Consider the following 15,406-nt stretch of genomic DNA (forward strand, 5'->3'; position numbering starts at 1 on the left):
CATAATCAGCGAGGCAAGCGACCTCACCCGGCGGATTCGACAGGGTCGGCGAGCACCATCATGCCGCGCTTCGCAACTACTCCGAAATAGCTTTGAAGTAGCGCTCGAAAGATTGGTTCACTGCCTCGCGCGCGCCTCCAATGATGTTTCTTTTGGCGCTGTAGCCGAACAGGTCGGCGAACTCGTAGCCGAGCATGCGTGACTGGATATGCCTGACGGCGGCTGGCCGCATCGGGATGTAGTTGGGGTAGCTATACATAAAGGTGACGTGGCGGCGATCCATGGCCACCTGCAATGCATCGCCCGGAAACAGCGCGCCGCCTTCACCGGGTTGGCCTTTCCAATGAAGCGCTGTGCTGCCGTCGAAATGACCGCCGCAACGAATCAGCGTGACTGTGTCTGAAAGCTTGTGCTCGTCGCCGCTCCAAAACTGGACGTGCGGCGATGGCCTTAGTACCCACGCCTTGTCGGCTTCGTGCAGCAAGATAGGCACGCCGCCAAAGGCCTCGCTCCATTCGACCATTGATGCGTAGAAATGCGGGTGCGAGATCACGATGTAATCCAGCCCGCCGCGAGCTTTGATCGCCGCAACGGCTTCGGGCGTGACGATGCTCAGGCATTCCCACAGGATGTTGCCTGCATCTGTCGGCAGCAGAAGCGCGCGTTGATTGATGGCGAAGGCAGGTTCGAGGCCAATGGTCAGCAGGCCCTGTTCTTCGTCAAAGCGGAGCTTGTATTTGACGCTCAGCTCTTCGTGGCTTGTCCAGGCTTGGCCGGCCCAGCCAACATACTGCCGCTCGTCTTCACAGACGGGGCAGGCTGCCGGCGGGCTGATGGATTCGGCGAATTGCGTTCCACAAGTTGCGCAAATAGGAAAGGACATGTTTGACCACTAAGAATGGATTCGATGGAGGAATGCAGCGTGTTTGAAAGACAAGTGACCTTACCGGATGTGCGTAAGCCCAACTGCGTTCGAGGCTGCAGATTGAGCGTGGTTGAGGCTGGGTCTGTGAGGTTACGGGCACCTATCGGGGCGGACAATAGGGCAGAAGATGGTCTTCTCACATAGAGCGGGCAATCCGAAAGCCAAGGTCATCGATGGCAAAGGTCGGGTGACTTCGCCGCCGATTTGTCGCCAGGCAACCGCGTTCGGAATCGGCCCAGCCGCCGCCTCGAAAAATTCGATACCGGCCATAGACGGCAGGATCATAGACATCCGTACACCACTCCCAGACGTTTCCCAGCATGTCGTAAAGCCCCCACGCATTGGGTTGCTTCTGGCCGACCGGGCGGGCTTGACCGCCCGAGTTGCCCTGATGCCAGGCGATGTCGTCGAGGTCGCCATATCGCGGGCCATGCGTACCGGCGCGGCAGGCGTATTCCCATTCGGCTTCGCTAGGCAAGCGATAGCCGGTGCTGCCATCAATGAGGGTAGCGTCTGTGCCGTTCTCATCAAGAAGGTAGCTTTCAGCGAGGCCGGATAAGCGCGAAAGCAGGTTGCAGAATTGAATCGCATCCAACCACGATACGTTTTCGACAGGGTTATCCGCCTCGGTTTTAGACGACGGCCACTTTCCTGCCAGTTCGGCATAGAGGGCTTGTGTAACGGGATGGCGGCAGATCAGGAACGGCGACAGATCGACCAGCCATTGCCGAGCGGTGCGGTCGTCCCGCAGCGCAATCGTGCCGGCAGAGATTGCAACCATGTGCGTTTCAAGAGTTGCAAGGGTTTGATTGACGCGCATGATTCTTCGAGGTTCATATGGCGGGGCGAACAGTAAACGTCACGATTCATCCATGCAATCCGAGGCGCAACTGCACGGTCTGCTTTTCAGTGGGTTGCGCCACCACGACGCTTGGCGTCGGCAAGCTCCGTCAGTAAATCGTCTCCTGACCACGAGGGTCGCTGCGCGCTTTGTTCGGCGGCGCGGATCAGCTTGCACAGATGCGCATTCACCGGTGCTTGCTGTCCAAGCCGCTCCGCCAGGCGCACGACTTCGCCGTTGATCCAATCGATTTCCGTGATACGCCCCGCAGCCAGATCATCGGACATGGAGGAGCGTGCCAATGGATCGATCGCCAGCATCTTGCTGCCTAGTCGCTCGAACAGCGCGTCTGGCAATCGCAGAAAAGCAGGAATCCAGGTGGCCGGTAACGGGGTGAGTTTTGCCGGTTGCATGCCGGCCTGCGCGAGCAGTGCGAGTGCCTCGGCTTGTGCCAGGGCGAGGCAGTGTCGATAGACCCGTTGTGAGAGTTCTTCTTTTAATGGCCGGTTTGATAGTGCGTTGATCGCATTGTTGAGATTGAACAGCAGTTTGGCCCACTGCACCGGCAGCATGTCGGCATGCTGGATCAGCGGCAGGCCCGCGTTGCTGAAGTCCTGGATAAAAGCCTGCAGGCCCGGAGATGTTTTGACTTCAAGCTCGCCTTGCGAGCCTTGATGAAGCGCGCCTGGTCCATATGCGATGACATTGAACGGCACCATGCCTTCCAGCACCGTGTGTTGCGGTAACGATGCGCGCAGTACATCGGAATTGCCCAGGCCATTCTGAAAACTGATGACGATGGCGCTGGGCTTGAGTATGCCTGCCAATTCCGCGGCGGCAGTTGGTGTGGCGGCGGACTTTACGGTGACCAGGATCAGGTCGGCTGCTGCGGCGGCGATGGCTTCGGATGAAAAATGGATCGCCGTAGGCGGCACTTGCCAGCGCTCGTTTCGATAACTGGAAAGTTGCAGGCCGTGCTGACGCATCTCTTTACCGATGCGCTCGCGCCCTATGTAACAGACGTCGCTACCCGCAGCTTGCAGCCGCCCGCCTATGTAGCAGCCGACGGAGCCCGCGCCGTAGATGCAGATCTTCACGATGTAACCCTCGGGTGCACGCTGCAGTGGGTTTGCCGGCACAGCGTAGCAAGCTGCGTCTATTCGCGGCAGGGAGGTACCCGCTGCCGCGATGACGTCATGCTCAGGATTGCGGCACGCAATGCACGCCGTCGCAATCGATATGCAAGGGCGGATGATCGCCATAGCACTGCGTGTAGAACTGGGTGTGTCCGCCGTCGACGGTCGAGACATGGATCGTTCGATCGCACTGTTGCGCCGCGGCGACATTCTGGGCCGCGTTAAACAGTGGGGAGCTGATGCGCGTGTCCAGGCTCGCCAGGTCACTGGCTTGTGGGGCGCTCGTTTTAATCGGCGCGCTGGATGTTGCTGCTACGGCTGTGGGTGTGGCGTCTGCCGTTGGTTCGGCTACGGGTGTGGTGGTCGCAGTGTGTTGCTCGGCTTGGCTGGCGAGCTGCGGCATATTGTTGGTCTCGACCAGGCTGCACTTGCCTACGCCCGCACGCCGGTGGCTTCGCTAACGGCGTGTAGTGCGCTGCGCGCATAGAGCAGGCCCATTTTTACTTCTTGCCATACGTAATACGTCTGGCCGGCTTTCATGGTGAGCGTCAGTGTCGCGTCTGTCTCGCTCTTTGAGGTGATTTCGTGGGTGCCTGGAGGCAGCACTTGTTCGACATAGGTTTTTGGTCCGGTGTCGCCTGCTGCAACGCCGTCGATCAATAAGTGCATCTTGATCGCCGCACCCATGATTTCGTCGCGATAGATATAAAGCGTTGCCTTATCGGCGGTCGGCGTAAACAACTTTGCCTGCGCATCTGAGTCTTTGCTTGCCATCTTTACATGGGCACAGCCAGACACGGCCAATGTCCCTATCAAGACTGCGGCCACGAATACTTTGCGAATCATTCCTTTCCCCTCAAAGGATAAAAATCCAGTTTCTCGATCTCAGGGGCGCCATGACGCCACGCGTGACGCGTCGCTCATAGTTAGGTGTGGTGGGTGCCATTCCCCCTGTACGAATGGCGTGGCGATCTTGGCATAGCCGCTAGCGCAAAAGCCATGGCCTAACTGTTTGCCCTTTCGGCAGGGCGATTCGCCACGACTGCTGTGTTGCGGCAAGATGCCCGCTAACTTCAGGGGGAAGTCATGGACACAGTGCACGGGGAAGGTGAGTCGATATTGGATTTGGCCGGGTTCTGGCGCCGGCTGGGTGCGTTCGCAATCGACTGCGTCTTGCTTGGCATGGTCGGCTCCATACTCGGACAACTTCTGTTCGGCCAACTCGCGCGATTAGGGGGCTACGGAACCTGGCTTGGTTTCGCGATTGCGCTAGCCTATTTTGGTATCTGCAACAGCCGCATCAACGGCGGGCAAACGTTTGGCAAGAAGGTACTCAGCGTGCGGGTTGTCGATGTGCACGGTCAGCTTCTTTCTCTGTCGCGTTCCCTTTGCCGCTACACGGTGCTTGGCTTACCGTTTTTTCTCAACGGGATGTCTATCGATCCGCAACGGCCCATGCCGTGGCTGGTCTACTTGGTGGCGCTGATTTTCATCGGCGGCGGGCTATCTATCATTTACCTCTACATCTTTAATCGCCGCACGCGCCAATCGCTGCATGATTTGGCCGTTGGCTCCTATGTGGTGCGCGTGGAGCCTAGGCTGCCGGTCAAGCCGCTGGCATCGTTATGGCAGGGGCATTTCGTCGTGCTGGCTCTATTGGCCGTGGCCGGTTTGGCTGCCCCGGTGGTGGGGGAGCGGGTTTCGCATAGCCAGGGTCTTGCCGGCTTGCTTCCCGCGTACTCCTTGCTATTAAAACAACCCCACGTCGTGAATGTCATGGTGACCAATGGCTGGGTATCCATGAATGGTCAGGCGGCGCGCCATTACTTGTCGGCCCAGTTGGTGCTCGACACATCGCAGATCGACTACGACGTATTGGCAAATAACGCTGCGCATCTGATGGCAGCCAACTATCCCGACATAGCCTCGAAAGACGCGGTGGTGGTCGATCTGATCTACGGCTACAACATTGGCATCTCTTCAGCGCGCAAGGTGCACCGTTATTCGTTCACGCCTCAAGAGTTGCGCTAAGTAGGGCGGGGGCAGGAGATATGCCGATAGGCATATGGATAGAGCCGTTGAAAACCGTGGATATGCCGGCATTGAGCGGTGGAGGCGGGGCCTGGTTCTGGAGATGGCCCCTTTAACCCGGACGCAAAGCTTCACCGTGGTCGATCGTTGCGGGCCTGTCTCGTGACGACAGCCGTGAAGGGCTCTTCCACTTAGTGACGGCGCTGTGATTGTGTAACAGGGTGTGATTACGTGTAATGTACAAGTAATGACGAACTTCAAGACTACTGCGCCCCCCAGAGGGCCTAAGAGCGGGGCCCAGGCGCAACGGGACTTCCGTGAGCGCATGAGAAAGAAGGGGTTGGTGCCGCAGCAGGTCTATATCCGTAAGGAACACAAAGAGACGTTGGCCTTGCTTGAGCAGGCCTTGCGCCAACTGGTGCTTCCTCCCGACATCCTAGCCATGGAAAACGAAGCAATGAGCCAGCAGTGGACGACGAAAGCGCTGTATGACGCCATCAATGCAACCGAGGAATTTCCTCATCGAGAGCACCTCACGCTTACCCTTGAACACGGCACCGATCCTTCCATCAGTCTTGAGCTAGCGTCTTACGGCGACCTGCATGTGCACCTGGCCGCCTCCGGTGAGCAGGTCTTTGTGTCGACGGTGTTGTGCCATGCCGACCAGGTGGACGACCGCGCCGGTTTCAATGACGCCTGCCTTCGGCTCAACCCGCATAACCCGCTATCCAATATCGGCATTACTACGGTGGGGGACGAGGACGTCTACACCATCTTCGGCGAGCTTTCCTCGCGCTCGCCCTTGAGCAACATCATCGAAGAGATCCTGGTTCTCGCGCACAACACCATTCGCGCGGCCCACGAACTCAAATCCTTTATTCACTGAGACGAACCCCATGACAATCTTCGACAAGCTGTTCACCCTGGTCCGTGGTACGGCGACTGAGGCGGGTCAGTCCATCGTCGACGCCAATGCCTTGACCATTCTCGATCAGGAAATTCGCGACGCGGACAACGCACTGCGTGCATCGCGGGTCGATCTGACCAAGCTGATGGCCGAGCGCACAGTCACCCATAGCAAGCTGTTGGACAAGCAGGCCAAACTGCAAGAAAACAATAGCTATATCCCGCAGTTGCTAGCCAAGAACCAGCGTGACCTTGCCCTTGAGGTATCGGGCAAGATCGCCGCGCTGGAAGGCGATATCGCACAAGATCAAAAAACTATCGGCGACATGGACGCGAACATCGCCAAGTTGCAGGCGTCGATCAAGCAGGCGGAAATGACCATCGATCGGCTGAAGCGTCAGGTCGATACCGTCAAGGCCACGGCATCGGTGCAGCGCGCGCAAGAAGCCATCGCGGCCAAGGCCTCCGGCTCCAATGCACGGCTGCGCACGGCGGTGGATTCGCTTGACCGGATCAAAGAGCAGCAGGCGCTGAAATCGGCACAGATCGATGCGGCCAATCAGTTGGATTCGCAAGCCAATGGCGGCGAGCTTGAGCAGAAGCTGCAGGCGGCCGGCATTGTGCCGGGTGGCCAGGCGGCTGAAGATATTCTTGCCCGTTTCGAGAAGCCGGCCTCGCCGACTGGCAACCCGAGCTAATCGCCCCCGCACCTATCACCCCTGCACTTGTTACCTCGCTATCCCGATGGCCTGTCACGGCAGTGCCATCGGGTGACGTGCCGGGCATTCATGGCTTAGGAAAAGTCACATGAGCTTATTTGGAAAGTTGTTCGGGGGCGATGATGCGGCCCCCGCGCCAGTCAATGATTTGCCGCTGAAATTACGGCTGGGCGGTGCGGTGGCGTATGACGACACCATGTTCAAGGCCAACGCCGGCGTGCTGGGTTTCGATGCGCCGCAGGGCAACCAGATGATCGAGGCGCTCGGTAAAGTCGATCTTGGTGCGGGTTCGCACTTGTACCGGTTTTATCTGACCGACGATGCCTGGTTGCAGGTCAACACGACCGGCGCGTCCATTGACGACATCAAGCTGTTCGTTTATGCGGAAACGAAAAATCCGCCGACGAAGGCGGAGTTTGTGCGCTGGACGGAGCCGGGTTCGCAGATCGGCTCGGCGCAGGTGATTTTCGAAGGCAAGAGCTACGCGCGGGTTTGGGGCGATTCGCCTGCGGCGTCGTGGACGCCACCGGTCGCCTACGACGAGTCGGTGGAGCATCCCGTTGGCGGCGAGGCGAACTTCGACCTCACCCATTATTCGATGCTGTATCAGCGTGAGGTCCCGGAGTTGCCGGGGCGCTTTGAATATCTGTTTGTCACCGCCGAGGATTACGGTCCAGAGGAATTCTGCGTCGTCTACTCGCTTGGGGTTGACGTAACCAGCGCCGACCTCACAATCACCTGATCTTGCACACGGGGATTCCATGAAACGATCATCGACGGCGGCCCTGTTGCTGATGGGGGTGACGCCACTGATGCTGACTGCTTGCGGCGGCGATAGCCATCCGGCGGCGGCGATCAAGGAACAGAGCTACGCCAACATCGCCTATTGCGCCGCTGCCGGTAACCCGCAGGCGGATTGCCAGCGTGCGTTCGACCAGGCACAGGAAAATTCGAACGCGGCGGCACCGCACTACAAGACCCGCGAAGACTGCCTCAAGGAGTTCGGGCCGGACATGTGCCAGCCGCGCAGCGATGCGCACGAAGGCAGTTTCTGGGGGCCGGTGATGACCGGTTTTATCCTGGGGCGGATGTTCGATGGCGGCTCTTCGCGTTATTACGGCGCCGAACCTTTGTATCGGCAGCGCGATGGCCAGGACTACCGGCCGTCTCCGGGTAGCTACGGCGGATCGTTTGGTTCGAGCCGGAGTGGAACCGGTAGCGTCGGCGGTTCGACTGACGCGGCGGGTAGCCGGGCGGTTACCGCCAGTCGCGGTGGCTTCGGTTCGGTATCGGCCGCGCGCGGCGGCTGGGGCGGCTAAGCGATCGTGCAACGTATCGCTATCGCGCCTCGGGCGGATTGGAGGGCTACCGCCGACCGTTACGGTTTCACGTTTTCGGTGATCGACGGCGAGCCCTATTGGGACGAGTCGGCGTATTACGCATTTACGCTGCAACAGATCGAGCAGGACATCGAAGCGCCGACCGGCGAGATTCACGAGATGGCGATGAGCCTGGTCTCCGAGGTGGTCAAAAGCGAAACGCTGCTGACCCGTCTGGCCATTCCCCGCACGCATTGGGATTGGATTGCGCGGAGCTGGCGCGAGGGTCACCCGCATCTTTACGGGCGCATGGATCTGGCCTACGACGGCAGCGGCCCGGCGAAACTCTACGAGCTTAATTACGACACGCCGACCTCGCTTTATGAGGCCGCGTTTTTTCAGTGGGTGTGGCTGGAAGAGCAAAAGCAGCGCGGCGCGTTACCTGCCGGCACGGATCAGTACAACCTGATCCAGGAGTTGCTGGTGGCATCCTTCGGCGCGATCGCCAAAGTGCTGCCGCGTCCGCTGTACTTCAGTGCGGTCAGGGACAGCGCCGAAGATCAGGGCACCATTGCCTACCTGCGAGATTGCGCCCATCAGGCCGGCCTCGATTCGGATTTGATCGCGGTTGAAGATATCGGCCTGTCCACACGCGGCGCCTTTACCGATCTCGAAAGCACGGTCATTGGTACCTTGTTCAAGCTGTATCCGTTGGAGCACATGTTCGAAGACCGTTACGGTCGCGATCTGCCGGCGTCCAACCTGCAACTTATTGAGCCGGCGTGGAAGGCGGTGCTGAGCAATAAAGGCATTCTTCCACTGTTGTGGGAGCGGCATGCCGGGCATCCCAACTTGTTGCCGGCATTCTTCGATACCACTGCGGCCGATGAGCTGCCGCCGGGCTGGGTACGCAAGCCTTTGCTGTCGCGCGAAGGTGCGAATATCGAGATGCGGCTGCCGGACGGTGAATCGCTCAGTTCGGACGGCCCCTATAACGATGCGCCTTGCATCCGGCAGGCCTACCACCCACTGACGCGTTACAGCGGTGGTTACCCGCTTATCGGCAGTTGGGTCATTGCCGATCGTCCGGCAGGCATGGGCATTCGTGAGGATCGCGGCTTGATTACGCGGGACACATCCCGTTTCCTGCCGCACGTCATTCTTGCCTAAACAGTGGCTCCTCCCCTTAGCTCGTCCCGAAAAAGGGAGTTCCTTCGGTCGTAGGGGAGGCTGGGAGGGGGGGCTTTTCGCGGAGCTTTACCCCTCCCCAACCCTCCCCTGCAAGCAGGGGAGGGGCATGATGGGGCGAGCCTTTTGCTCCTCTCCCTGCTTGTCCCGAGAAGGGACTTCCTTCGGTCGCAGGGGGATGTTGGGAGGGAGCCTGTGGGTTACTGAATCGTCAGGTAGTAGGTGAACGTATTGGTCACGCCCATGGCGCTGGTCGTCTTGCGCACGATGGTATGCATGCCGGGCGAGAGCGGACGGAACATCATGTACCAGGCGTTGGAGATCACCGGTTGCCATGAGCCGGTGATGCAGGTGTCGAACATCGGTTGCAGGCTGGGGTCTCCCTTGAGGGAGAAGAGGTTTTCGGAAACATAGTGATAGTCCAGCGCGTCGTGGATCGGTACGCCATCCAGTGACACGTCGAGCGTCATCGTCATGAGATAAGTCTTGCTGTCGGCGACGAGGAAGTCGTACAGCGACTGACCCGGCTTCGGGCCAAAGTTCGGGTCGGGGCAGGGGTAGGTGTCGCTGACGAACTGGATGTCGAGCAAGATCGCCTTATCGCGCGGAATGGTGCAAGAGCGCACGAAGCTACCGGCCATCATCGAGGCGATCGGCGCGAGGAACCACACCGGTCCGTGTTGATCGACCGCGCAGTTGGCGCCGGTGGGGTCCATATAGGGGTTGCTGCCTACAGGCTGCGCATATATCCATTGCACGGAGCGGTCGCCCCAGCCGACGATGCTTTTGTCGAACGGACGCGAATGTTTCGGGTAGAGCATGGGGTTGTGGTCGCCATGATCGAAGTCGAGCGATTGGGGTTCGGTTGCGCTCGCTGCTGTCATCGTGAAGCAGGCCATAAGCAGGGTGCAGAGTGTCTTGTACATACGATCCTCCATGTTGAAGTGAAGCGAAGGAAACACCGACGGGGAAATAGGTGTGGGGGCGGCGCCGTTTCGTCTTGTCGCGACTCCTCTTGCGGCAAGTGAGTCCAGCTTTGCGCATGCATGGCATGGGGCGCTTCCATAAACGTGCAAATGCATGGGCGTGTTTATGGGGGGGCGTACGACGGGGCAACCCGCTTTCTTGTCACAACATGGCCCTGGCCGCTTCCAGATTCTTGCTACCGTTGCACGGCGAGTTCCATGGGCGGCGCGTCGGCGTATGATCGGCGGCGGACACCGGCGCTCTTTGGGGGGCACACGTATGTCGATCATGCAGACCGTGTTGCGATCGTCGCACTTCATGGTTATCGACCATATTTGCAAGTATCCGCGCGTCGACTGTGGTTACGTTCAAGGCGGCGAGTCCGCCCGTTTTCTGTTTACTCGGCGCGGCTCGTTTGCGATGCATGCGCAAGGCAAGACCTATTTCGCGCGACCGGGCCAGGCGATCCTGTTGCAGAAGAACGTCGAGTACTACGTCTCACACCCGGACGCTGTCGGCTGCGACTGCTGCACCGATGTATTAGTCGACGACGCAATGTTGGACTCGCTCGGCATGGCCGTCGCTGCGACTCAACCATGCCAGGAGTTCGCTCACGATCTGCAGTTTCAGAAAACCCATGTCGAGATGCTGCTGGGTCTTCAGCACAGTGCTAATGACGCGCAAGACGCCGAAGAAGTATTGCTGGACACGCTCGACCATCTGTTGCACTCGCAGGCGTCCACCCGCCCGCATCCGCGATGCGCGGGAATGGCGCGGCAGGTGGCGCGAGTCGAAGAAGCCATCATCGGTCATACCGGGGAGAATCTGAGTATCGACGAGCTGGCCAAGTTGGCTGGCTGCTCGCCGTTTCATTTATGCCGGATCTTTCGCAGCAGCACCGGGCAGTCGTTACGGCAGTTTCGACTGCAGCAACGACTGGGTACGGCCGTGGGGCGTTTGGGCGAGGGTGAGGAGGATCTGGCCGCGCTCGCCTGCGACGTGGGCTTCAGCAGCCACAGCCATATGACCGACGCGTTTCGTCTGGCTTTGGGAAAGTCGCCGAGAGAGCTGCGCGAGGAGTTGCGGCATAGCGACCTGCGGCGTTTGAAGAGACGTCTATACGCGGAGCGACGTGCGCCGATGCTTATGTAGCGCCTATGCTCGCAAAGACCTTCGAGCCTGTCTGACTTAAATCCCTCAGCAGGTTGCGCCGATCATCCGCTGCCGCATCCAGCACGCAATGCTCATGCGATGACGCGTGGCCGGCAGCACTTCGTGTTCGAACTGCGCGGAGAGAAACAGCACCAGCGTACCTGCGCGCGGAAAAACGTCTTGATACGACTGATCGGCAAGGTAGAGCCGCAATGCGCCACCCTCAGCGTCCTGCCACGCATCATTGAGATAGAACACCGCCGAGATCACGCGGGCATCGTTGTTGCGCAGGCAGTCGAGGTGGCGCGCATAGCCGGCGCCCGGCGTATATACCGCGTAATGCGATTCGCTATCGACCAGGCCGAGCAGCAAGTTGCGACTGAGCGCAATCCGCAACACATCGATGCGATCGGCGAACGCCTGTTGCGGCGCGCTCAGCGCTTCAGGCAGAAACCAACGAGTATGGTCGCCGCGCAATAGTGTGGCGGCGTGATCGGCGCCTACGCGGGCTGGCATCAGCAGCCGCGCGTCGTGCATGACCATGCACTCGGTCGCCAAGGCTTGCGTCTGGGCCGGCGACAGCAAGTTCGACACAACACACCAGCCGTGGGCGGCGAGTGCGTTCGTTGCCATATCGAACTCATGGGGCTGGGCATTCATTGGAGGCCTTGGTCGTGCATGGAATCACGCCGCCGTCCCATCAGCACAGGACACTCTCGACTGAAAGCAATAAAGAGGATGACCCTGGGGCAGGCGCCGTACGGGCGCACATGTAAGGTAAACCGTTAGATTGCTGTCGCAGCATACGCTGAAACACGGCGCCGCCGTGGGAATGCCGTTCGGGCAAGCTGTTGCGGTGAACGGCTACCGCTTCAGCAGTAGATCGAACAGGCTCCTATAATGGCCGCCTTATTGACTGATTTTGCCGGACCCATCGATGTCTGATATCCCCGCTTGCCCACTATGCGCCATGGAAAACACCTATCCCGATGGCGACAACTACGTGTGTGCCGATTGCGGTCACGAATGGCCGATGGCAGCCGGCGCGGAAACGGTTGGCGCCGCAATGACCGTGCGGGACGTCAACGGCAATGTGCTCCATAGCGGCGACACGGTGACAGTCATCAAAGACCTCAAAGTGAAGGGCTCTTCGATTCCGTTGAAGCAGGGCACTGTTATCAAGAATATTCGCCTGGTCGACGGCGACGACGAGCATATCGAAGGTAACTCGGACAAGATCAAAGGGCTGGTGCTGAAGGTCTGCTTTCTGAAGAAGGCTTGATAGCGGCCGGCTTGATGGAGGCAGGCTTGCTGCTCCATCGCTTCTTACGCAAGCTGGAGCGGCATCATGCGATGCGCTCCAGTTTGCTCGAAACCATAGCTCCCACTGCATCGACGAGCCGAGCCGGTGCAAATGGTTTGGCCAGCACTTGCGTGATAAGCCCATGGGCTGGGCGAACGGCGGTAAGGCTTTCGTTGGCCGAGATAATGAGACAGTGCAGTGCGGGGTACATGCTGGTCACCTGCTCGATCACATCGTTTCCGGTCGCATCAGGAAGGTGAAAGTCGCTAATCAGCACATCGAGTTGTTCTGATTGCCGCGCGAGTTTGATAGCTTCTTTGTTGCTGCCCGCCGCTAGTACGCTGGCACCGGCGGCACGTAGCGCTTCGGCCAGCAACGCGCGTAGCGCTTCATCGTCCTCCACCAGCAATACATGCAAGCCGTCGATGGACACGATAGCCGAGCTTTCATTCTGGCCGTCGAAAAGCGGCAGATAGATGCGCAACGACGTACCTTGACCTTGCTCGCCGAGAACCTCGATACGGCCGCCGGCATCGTCGACAAAGCGCTTTACCACGGCCAGGCCGATACCCGAGCCGAGCCCTTCCGGTTTGGTCGTGTAGAACAGATCGAACAGGCGTTCGCGCACTTCGGCGCTCATGCCAAGGCCGTTGTCGGTCAAGCTGATAAGTGCATGCTCGCCTTCGGCGGTCGCCGCAATGGTGAACGTGCCGCCATCGGGCATGGCGTCGCGCGCGTTGGTGGCGATGTTCAATAGAGTCAGTTCGAGTTCGCTGCGATTGATATGCACTGGCAGTGCGTCGTCGGTCAGGTGAGTACGCAGTACCACACGCTTGCCGAAGATCTGCTGGATCAGCGGCAGCATGTCGCCGACCACTGTGCGCGTGTCGATTAATTCCAGCGTGCTGCTTTCATTGCGACCCAGGCTGAGGATGCGCCGAATCGCCATGGCGCCGCGTTGTGCCGCCAATTTGATGCCGTCCAGAGAATCGGTGGCAACGGGTAAGCTATCGCTTGCATCGGGTCGACTCGCATAGCCCATGATGACGCCGAGAATATTGTTGAAATCGTGTGCGATGCCGCTGGATATACGGCCGACCGCTTCGACTTTCTGCGATTGAATTAACTGCGCTTGCGAGCGTTCTTTTTCAAGAATCTCCTGCTGCAGTGTCTTTTGTATGCGCAGCAAGTCCTCACCGCGCAAGTTGGCCAGATTCAAGGTTTCGCGCAGCGCGGATACCGAGCGATCAAGAATCACGGCGACAATCACAAAGCCCAGACCACAACGGATGAAGTTGATGATCGCCATGGTGGTATTGCCGTCACCCTCGTAGTTATCCACCAGGGCACCCATGCCGAGCATGGCCAGCATTGCCAGGGTGATCCCCCATAAGGCGCGACGCCCCATTAACAGGCCACCCAGCACGAGCGGATAGATTTGCGTGGCTTGAAGCGCCAGTTCAGCCTTCAGGCCGTGATGCCGATAGCTGATCGACATCAGTACCAGGGTGCCGGCGATGAAAAGCCCAGTCGAAAACTTGAAGCGGCCACGGCGCACCAACCAGAAGCAGAACCAGAACAGGCTCATGGTGAACAGGTTGCGTACTTCAGACGGCCAGTCAATGGGCTGATTGCCCCGAGTGACCCAGTGCGGAATGATCGACAGCGGAAAAAAGATACATAAGATCAGCAGAAGAATCTGCAGCATCGGCGCATTGCGCCATTCCAGCGGATCATCGATCGGAACGTTGCGCAGCCAGCGCGCGAACCAGCGAAACGGATTGAGTGTGCGCGGTAACAGTTCGGCCGCGTGCGCCGCGTGAAATGGCGTGATTTCTGGCACTGGTTTTTCCCTGGGCGGATCGATCTGATGTGATTGACCTGTTGCGGTCGAGTTGATGCGATCAGTCCAAAGGATGGCGCATGTGCGGATGGCCGGCAATGGATCTGTTGGTATGGGATGCGATGACGCCATTGGGATTTGCTAAAGTTCGCGTTCTGGTGGGCACGGGCCACACGGTTGCGCCGTTGAGCGGAGCGCTCACAAAGTCGGGGGGCAATATGGATGACAGCAGTAAGCGCGGCGTACTCGTCGTCGAAGACGATGTGGAGCTGCGCGATCAGGTGCTGGTACCTGGTCTGATGGCATTTGGGTTCGACGTGGTCGGCGTGGGCACGGCTGCCGAGCTTTATCGCGCCATCGTCGGCAATCGTTTTCAGTTGATTGTTTTGGATGTCCGCCTGCCCGATGAAGATGGCTTCACGGTAGCGAATCATCTGCGCAGGATCTCGAACCTTGGCATCGTCATGCTTACCGGGCTCGATTCCACCGCGGATCACATACGTGGCCTGAAAGAAGGCGCGGATATCTATCTCACCAAACCGATCGATGTCGAGGTGCTTGCCGCTTCGCTGCACAGCCTGGCGCGCCGCATCGATGACGCACGGTCGCCTGCATCCGCGCCGCAAAGCTGGCGTCTGGAAGGTGGCGGGTGGCGATTGCTGGCGCCTAATGGTGTCTTGATCGCGCTATCGATGGCGGAGCGGTTGATCGTCAAGCGTCTGTTGGTATCGCCCGGCGAACCGGTCGCGCGCGATGTGCTGATCGACGAATTGGCTCTTCATGTCGAAGACTTCGATGCAAGCCGATTGGAAATGCTGATTCATCGGCTGCGACGCAAGATTTCCCTCAAGGCCGGCCACGAATTGCCGCTGACCGTAGTGCGACGCGTGGGCTACATGCTGGCTTTCGACTAGAAGCCGCTGTGGCGATTGCAATATTTTGAAATATTGCGAAAGGATATGAGATTGCGCGCGCCTCGCCGCTAGAACTAAAGTCGCGCCGCTCAGGGGGAGTCCACTTGCTTCCCGCCGCGTCCGGTATGGACACGGAGGGAGGCGAGTGTCTAATTCCATCCAT

General features: G+C 59.1%; 17 protein-coding genes. 9 read left to right on the top strand and 8 right to left on the bottom strand.

Features of this window, described 5'->3' with window-relative positions; genetic code table 11:
• Positions 1-76: 76 nt before the first annotated feature.
• The 5 genes from DVJ77_RS11355 to DVJ77_RS11375 all read right to left on the bottom strand — a co-directional run bounded on the left by DVJ77_RS11355 (position 77) and on the right by DVJ77_RS11375 (position 3,748).
• The gene (locus DVJ77_RS11355) at positions 77-883 is read right to left on the bottom strand and encodes an MBL fold metallo-hydrolase (protein WP_114845609.1); all 807 of its coding nucleotides are present in this window, start codon (positions 881-883) and stop codon (positions 77-79) included.
• A gap of 178 nt (positions 884-1,061) precedes the next feature.
• Positions 1,062-1,745 carry a formylglycine-generating enzyme family protein gene (locus tag DVJ77_RS11360; protein ID WP_114845610.1) on the bottom strand — a complete coding sequence of 228 codons (684 nt, stop codon included), beginning with the start codon at positions 1,743-1,745 and terminating at the stop codon, positions 1,062-1,064.
• Positions 1,746-1,831: 86 nt separating this feature from the next.
• The gene (locus tag DVJ77_RS11365) at positions 1,832-2,863 is read right to left on the bottom strand and encodes a 2-dehydropantoate 2-reductase (RefSeq protein WP_225427952.1); all 1,032 of its coding nucleotides are present in this window, start codon (positions 2,861-2,863) and stop codon (positions 1,832-1,834) included.
• A 103-nt stretch (positions 2,864-2,966) separates the two neighbouring features.
• Positions 2,967-3,305, bottom strand: a complete 339-nt coding sequence (locus DVJ77_RS11370) for a hypothetical protein (RefSeq protein ID WP_114845611.1) — start codon at positions 3,303-3,305, stop codon at positions 2,967-2,969.
• 29 nt (positions 3,306-3,334) lie between these two features.
• The gene (locus tag DVJ77_RS11375; protein ID WP_114845612.1) at positions 3,335-3,748 is read right to left on the bottom strand and encodes a DUF2846 domain-containing protein; all 414 of its coding nucleotides are present in this window, start codon (positions 3,746-3,748) and stop codon (positions 3,335-3,337) included.
• A 240-nt stretch (positions 3,749-3,988) separates the two neighbouring features.
• Between DVJ77_RS11375 and DVJ77_RS11380 the strand changes: the two genes are divergently transcribed.
• The 6 genes from DVJ77_RS11380 to DVJ77_RS11405 all read left to right on the top strand — a co-directional run bounded on the left by DVJ77_RS11380 (position 3,989) and on the right by DVJ77_RS11405 (position 9,047).
• Entirely contained in the window at positions 3,989-4,933 is a 945-nt protein-coding gene (locus DVJ77_RS11380) for an RDD family protein (RefSeq protein ID WP_114845613.1), read from the top strand.
• Positions 4,934-5,258: 325 nt separating this feature from the next.
• Positions 5,259-5,819, top strand: a complete 561-nt coding sequence (locus DVJ77_RS11385) for a YjfI family protein (protein WP_225427953.1) — start codon at positions 5,259-5,261, stop codon at positions 5,817-5,819.
• Positions 5,820-5,829: 10 nt separating this feature from the next.
• Complete coding sequence (locus DVJ77_RS11390) at positions 5,830-6,537, top strand: PspA/IM30 family protein (protein ID WP_114845614.1); 708 nt, start codon at positions 5,830-5,832, stop codon at positions 6,535-6,537.
• Between the two features lie 109 nt (positions 6,538-6,646).
• Positions 6,647-7,300: a DUF2491 family protein gene (locus DVJ77_RS11395; RefSeq protein ID WP_114845615.1), complete on the top strand. Its 654-nt coding sequence runs from the start codon at positions 6,647-6,649 to the stop codon at positions 7,298-7,300.
• Between the two features lie 19 nt (positions 7,301-7,319).
• Positions 7,320-7,877: a DUF1190 domain-containing protein gene (locus tag DVJ77_RS11400; RefSeq protein WP_114845616.1), complete on the top strand. Its 558-nt coding sequence runs from the start codon at positions 7,320-7,322 to the stop codon at positions 7,875-7,877.
• Positions 7,878-7,883: 6 nt separating this feature from the next.
• Positions 7,884-9,047, top strand: a complete 1,164-nt coding sequence (locus DVJ77_RS11405; protein ID WP_114845617.1) for a glutathionylspermidine synthase family protein — start codon at positions 7,884-7,886, stop codon at positions 9,045-9,047.
• Positions 9,048-9,265: 218 nt separating this feature from the next.
• Here the strand turns inward: DVJ77_RS11405 and DVJ77_RS11410 are convergent, their stop codons facing one another.
• Positions 9,266-9,991, bottom strand: a complete 726-nt coding sequence (locus DVJ77_RS11410) for a hypothetical protein (protein ID WP_114845618.1) — start codon at positions 9,989-9,991, stop codon at positions 9,266-9,268.
• Positions 9,992-10,310: 319 nt separating this feature from the next.
• On the opposite strand from DVJ77_RS11410, the gene DVJ77_RS11415 reads away from it, so the two are divergent.
• Entirely contained in the window at positions 10,311-11,183 is an 873-nt protein-coding gene (locus tag DVJ77_RS11415; protein WP_162791463.1) for a helix-turn-helix transcriptional regulator, read from the top strand.
• Positions 11,184-11,228: 45 nt separating this feature from the next.
• Here the strand turns inward: DVJ77_RS11415 and DVJ77_RS11420 are convergent, their stop codons facing one another.
• Positions 11,229-11,816, bottom strand: a complete 588-nt coding sequence (locus tag DVJ77_RS11420) for a 2OG-Fe(II) oxygenase (protein ID WP_225427954.1) — start codon at positions 11,814-11,816, stop codon at positions 11,229-11,231.
• Positions 11,817-12,120: 304 nt separating this feature from the next.
• On the opposite strand from DVJ77_RS11420, the gene DVJ77_RS11425 reads away from it, so the two are divergent.
• Entirely contained in the window at positions 12,121-12,465 is a 345-nt protein-coding gene (locus DVJ77_RS11425) for a zinc ribbon domain-containing protein YjdM (RefSeq protein ID WP_114845621.1), read from the top strand.
• A 64-nt stretch (positions 12,466-12,529) separates the two neighbouring features.
• Here the strand turns inward: DVJ77_RS11425 and DVJ77_RS11430 are convergent, their stop codons facing one another.
• Positions 12,530-14,329: an ATP-binding protein gene (locus DVJ77_RS11430; protein ID WP_162791464.1), complete on the bottom strand. Its 1,800-nt coding sequence runs from the start codon at positions 14,327-14,329 to the stop codon at positions 12,530-12,532.
• A 218-nt stretch (positions 14,330-14,547) separates the two neighbouring features.
• Here DVJ77_RS11430 and DVJ77_RS11435 point away from each other — a divergent pair, with 218 nt between their 5' ends.
• Positions 14,548-15,243: a response regulator transcription factor gene (locus tag DVJ77_RS11435; protein WP_114845623.1), complete on the top strand. Its 696-nt coding sequence runs from the start codon at positions 14,548-14,550 to the stop codon at positions 15,241-15,243.
• The last annotated feature ends 163 nt before the right edge of the window (positions 15,244-15,406 follow it).

This window comes from Dyella tabacisoli (genome assembly GCF_003350925.1).
Classification (GTDB): Bacteria; Pseudomonadota; Gammaproteobacteria; order Xanthomonadales; family Rhodanobacteraceae; genus Dyella_C; species Dyella_C tabacisoli.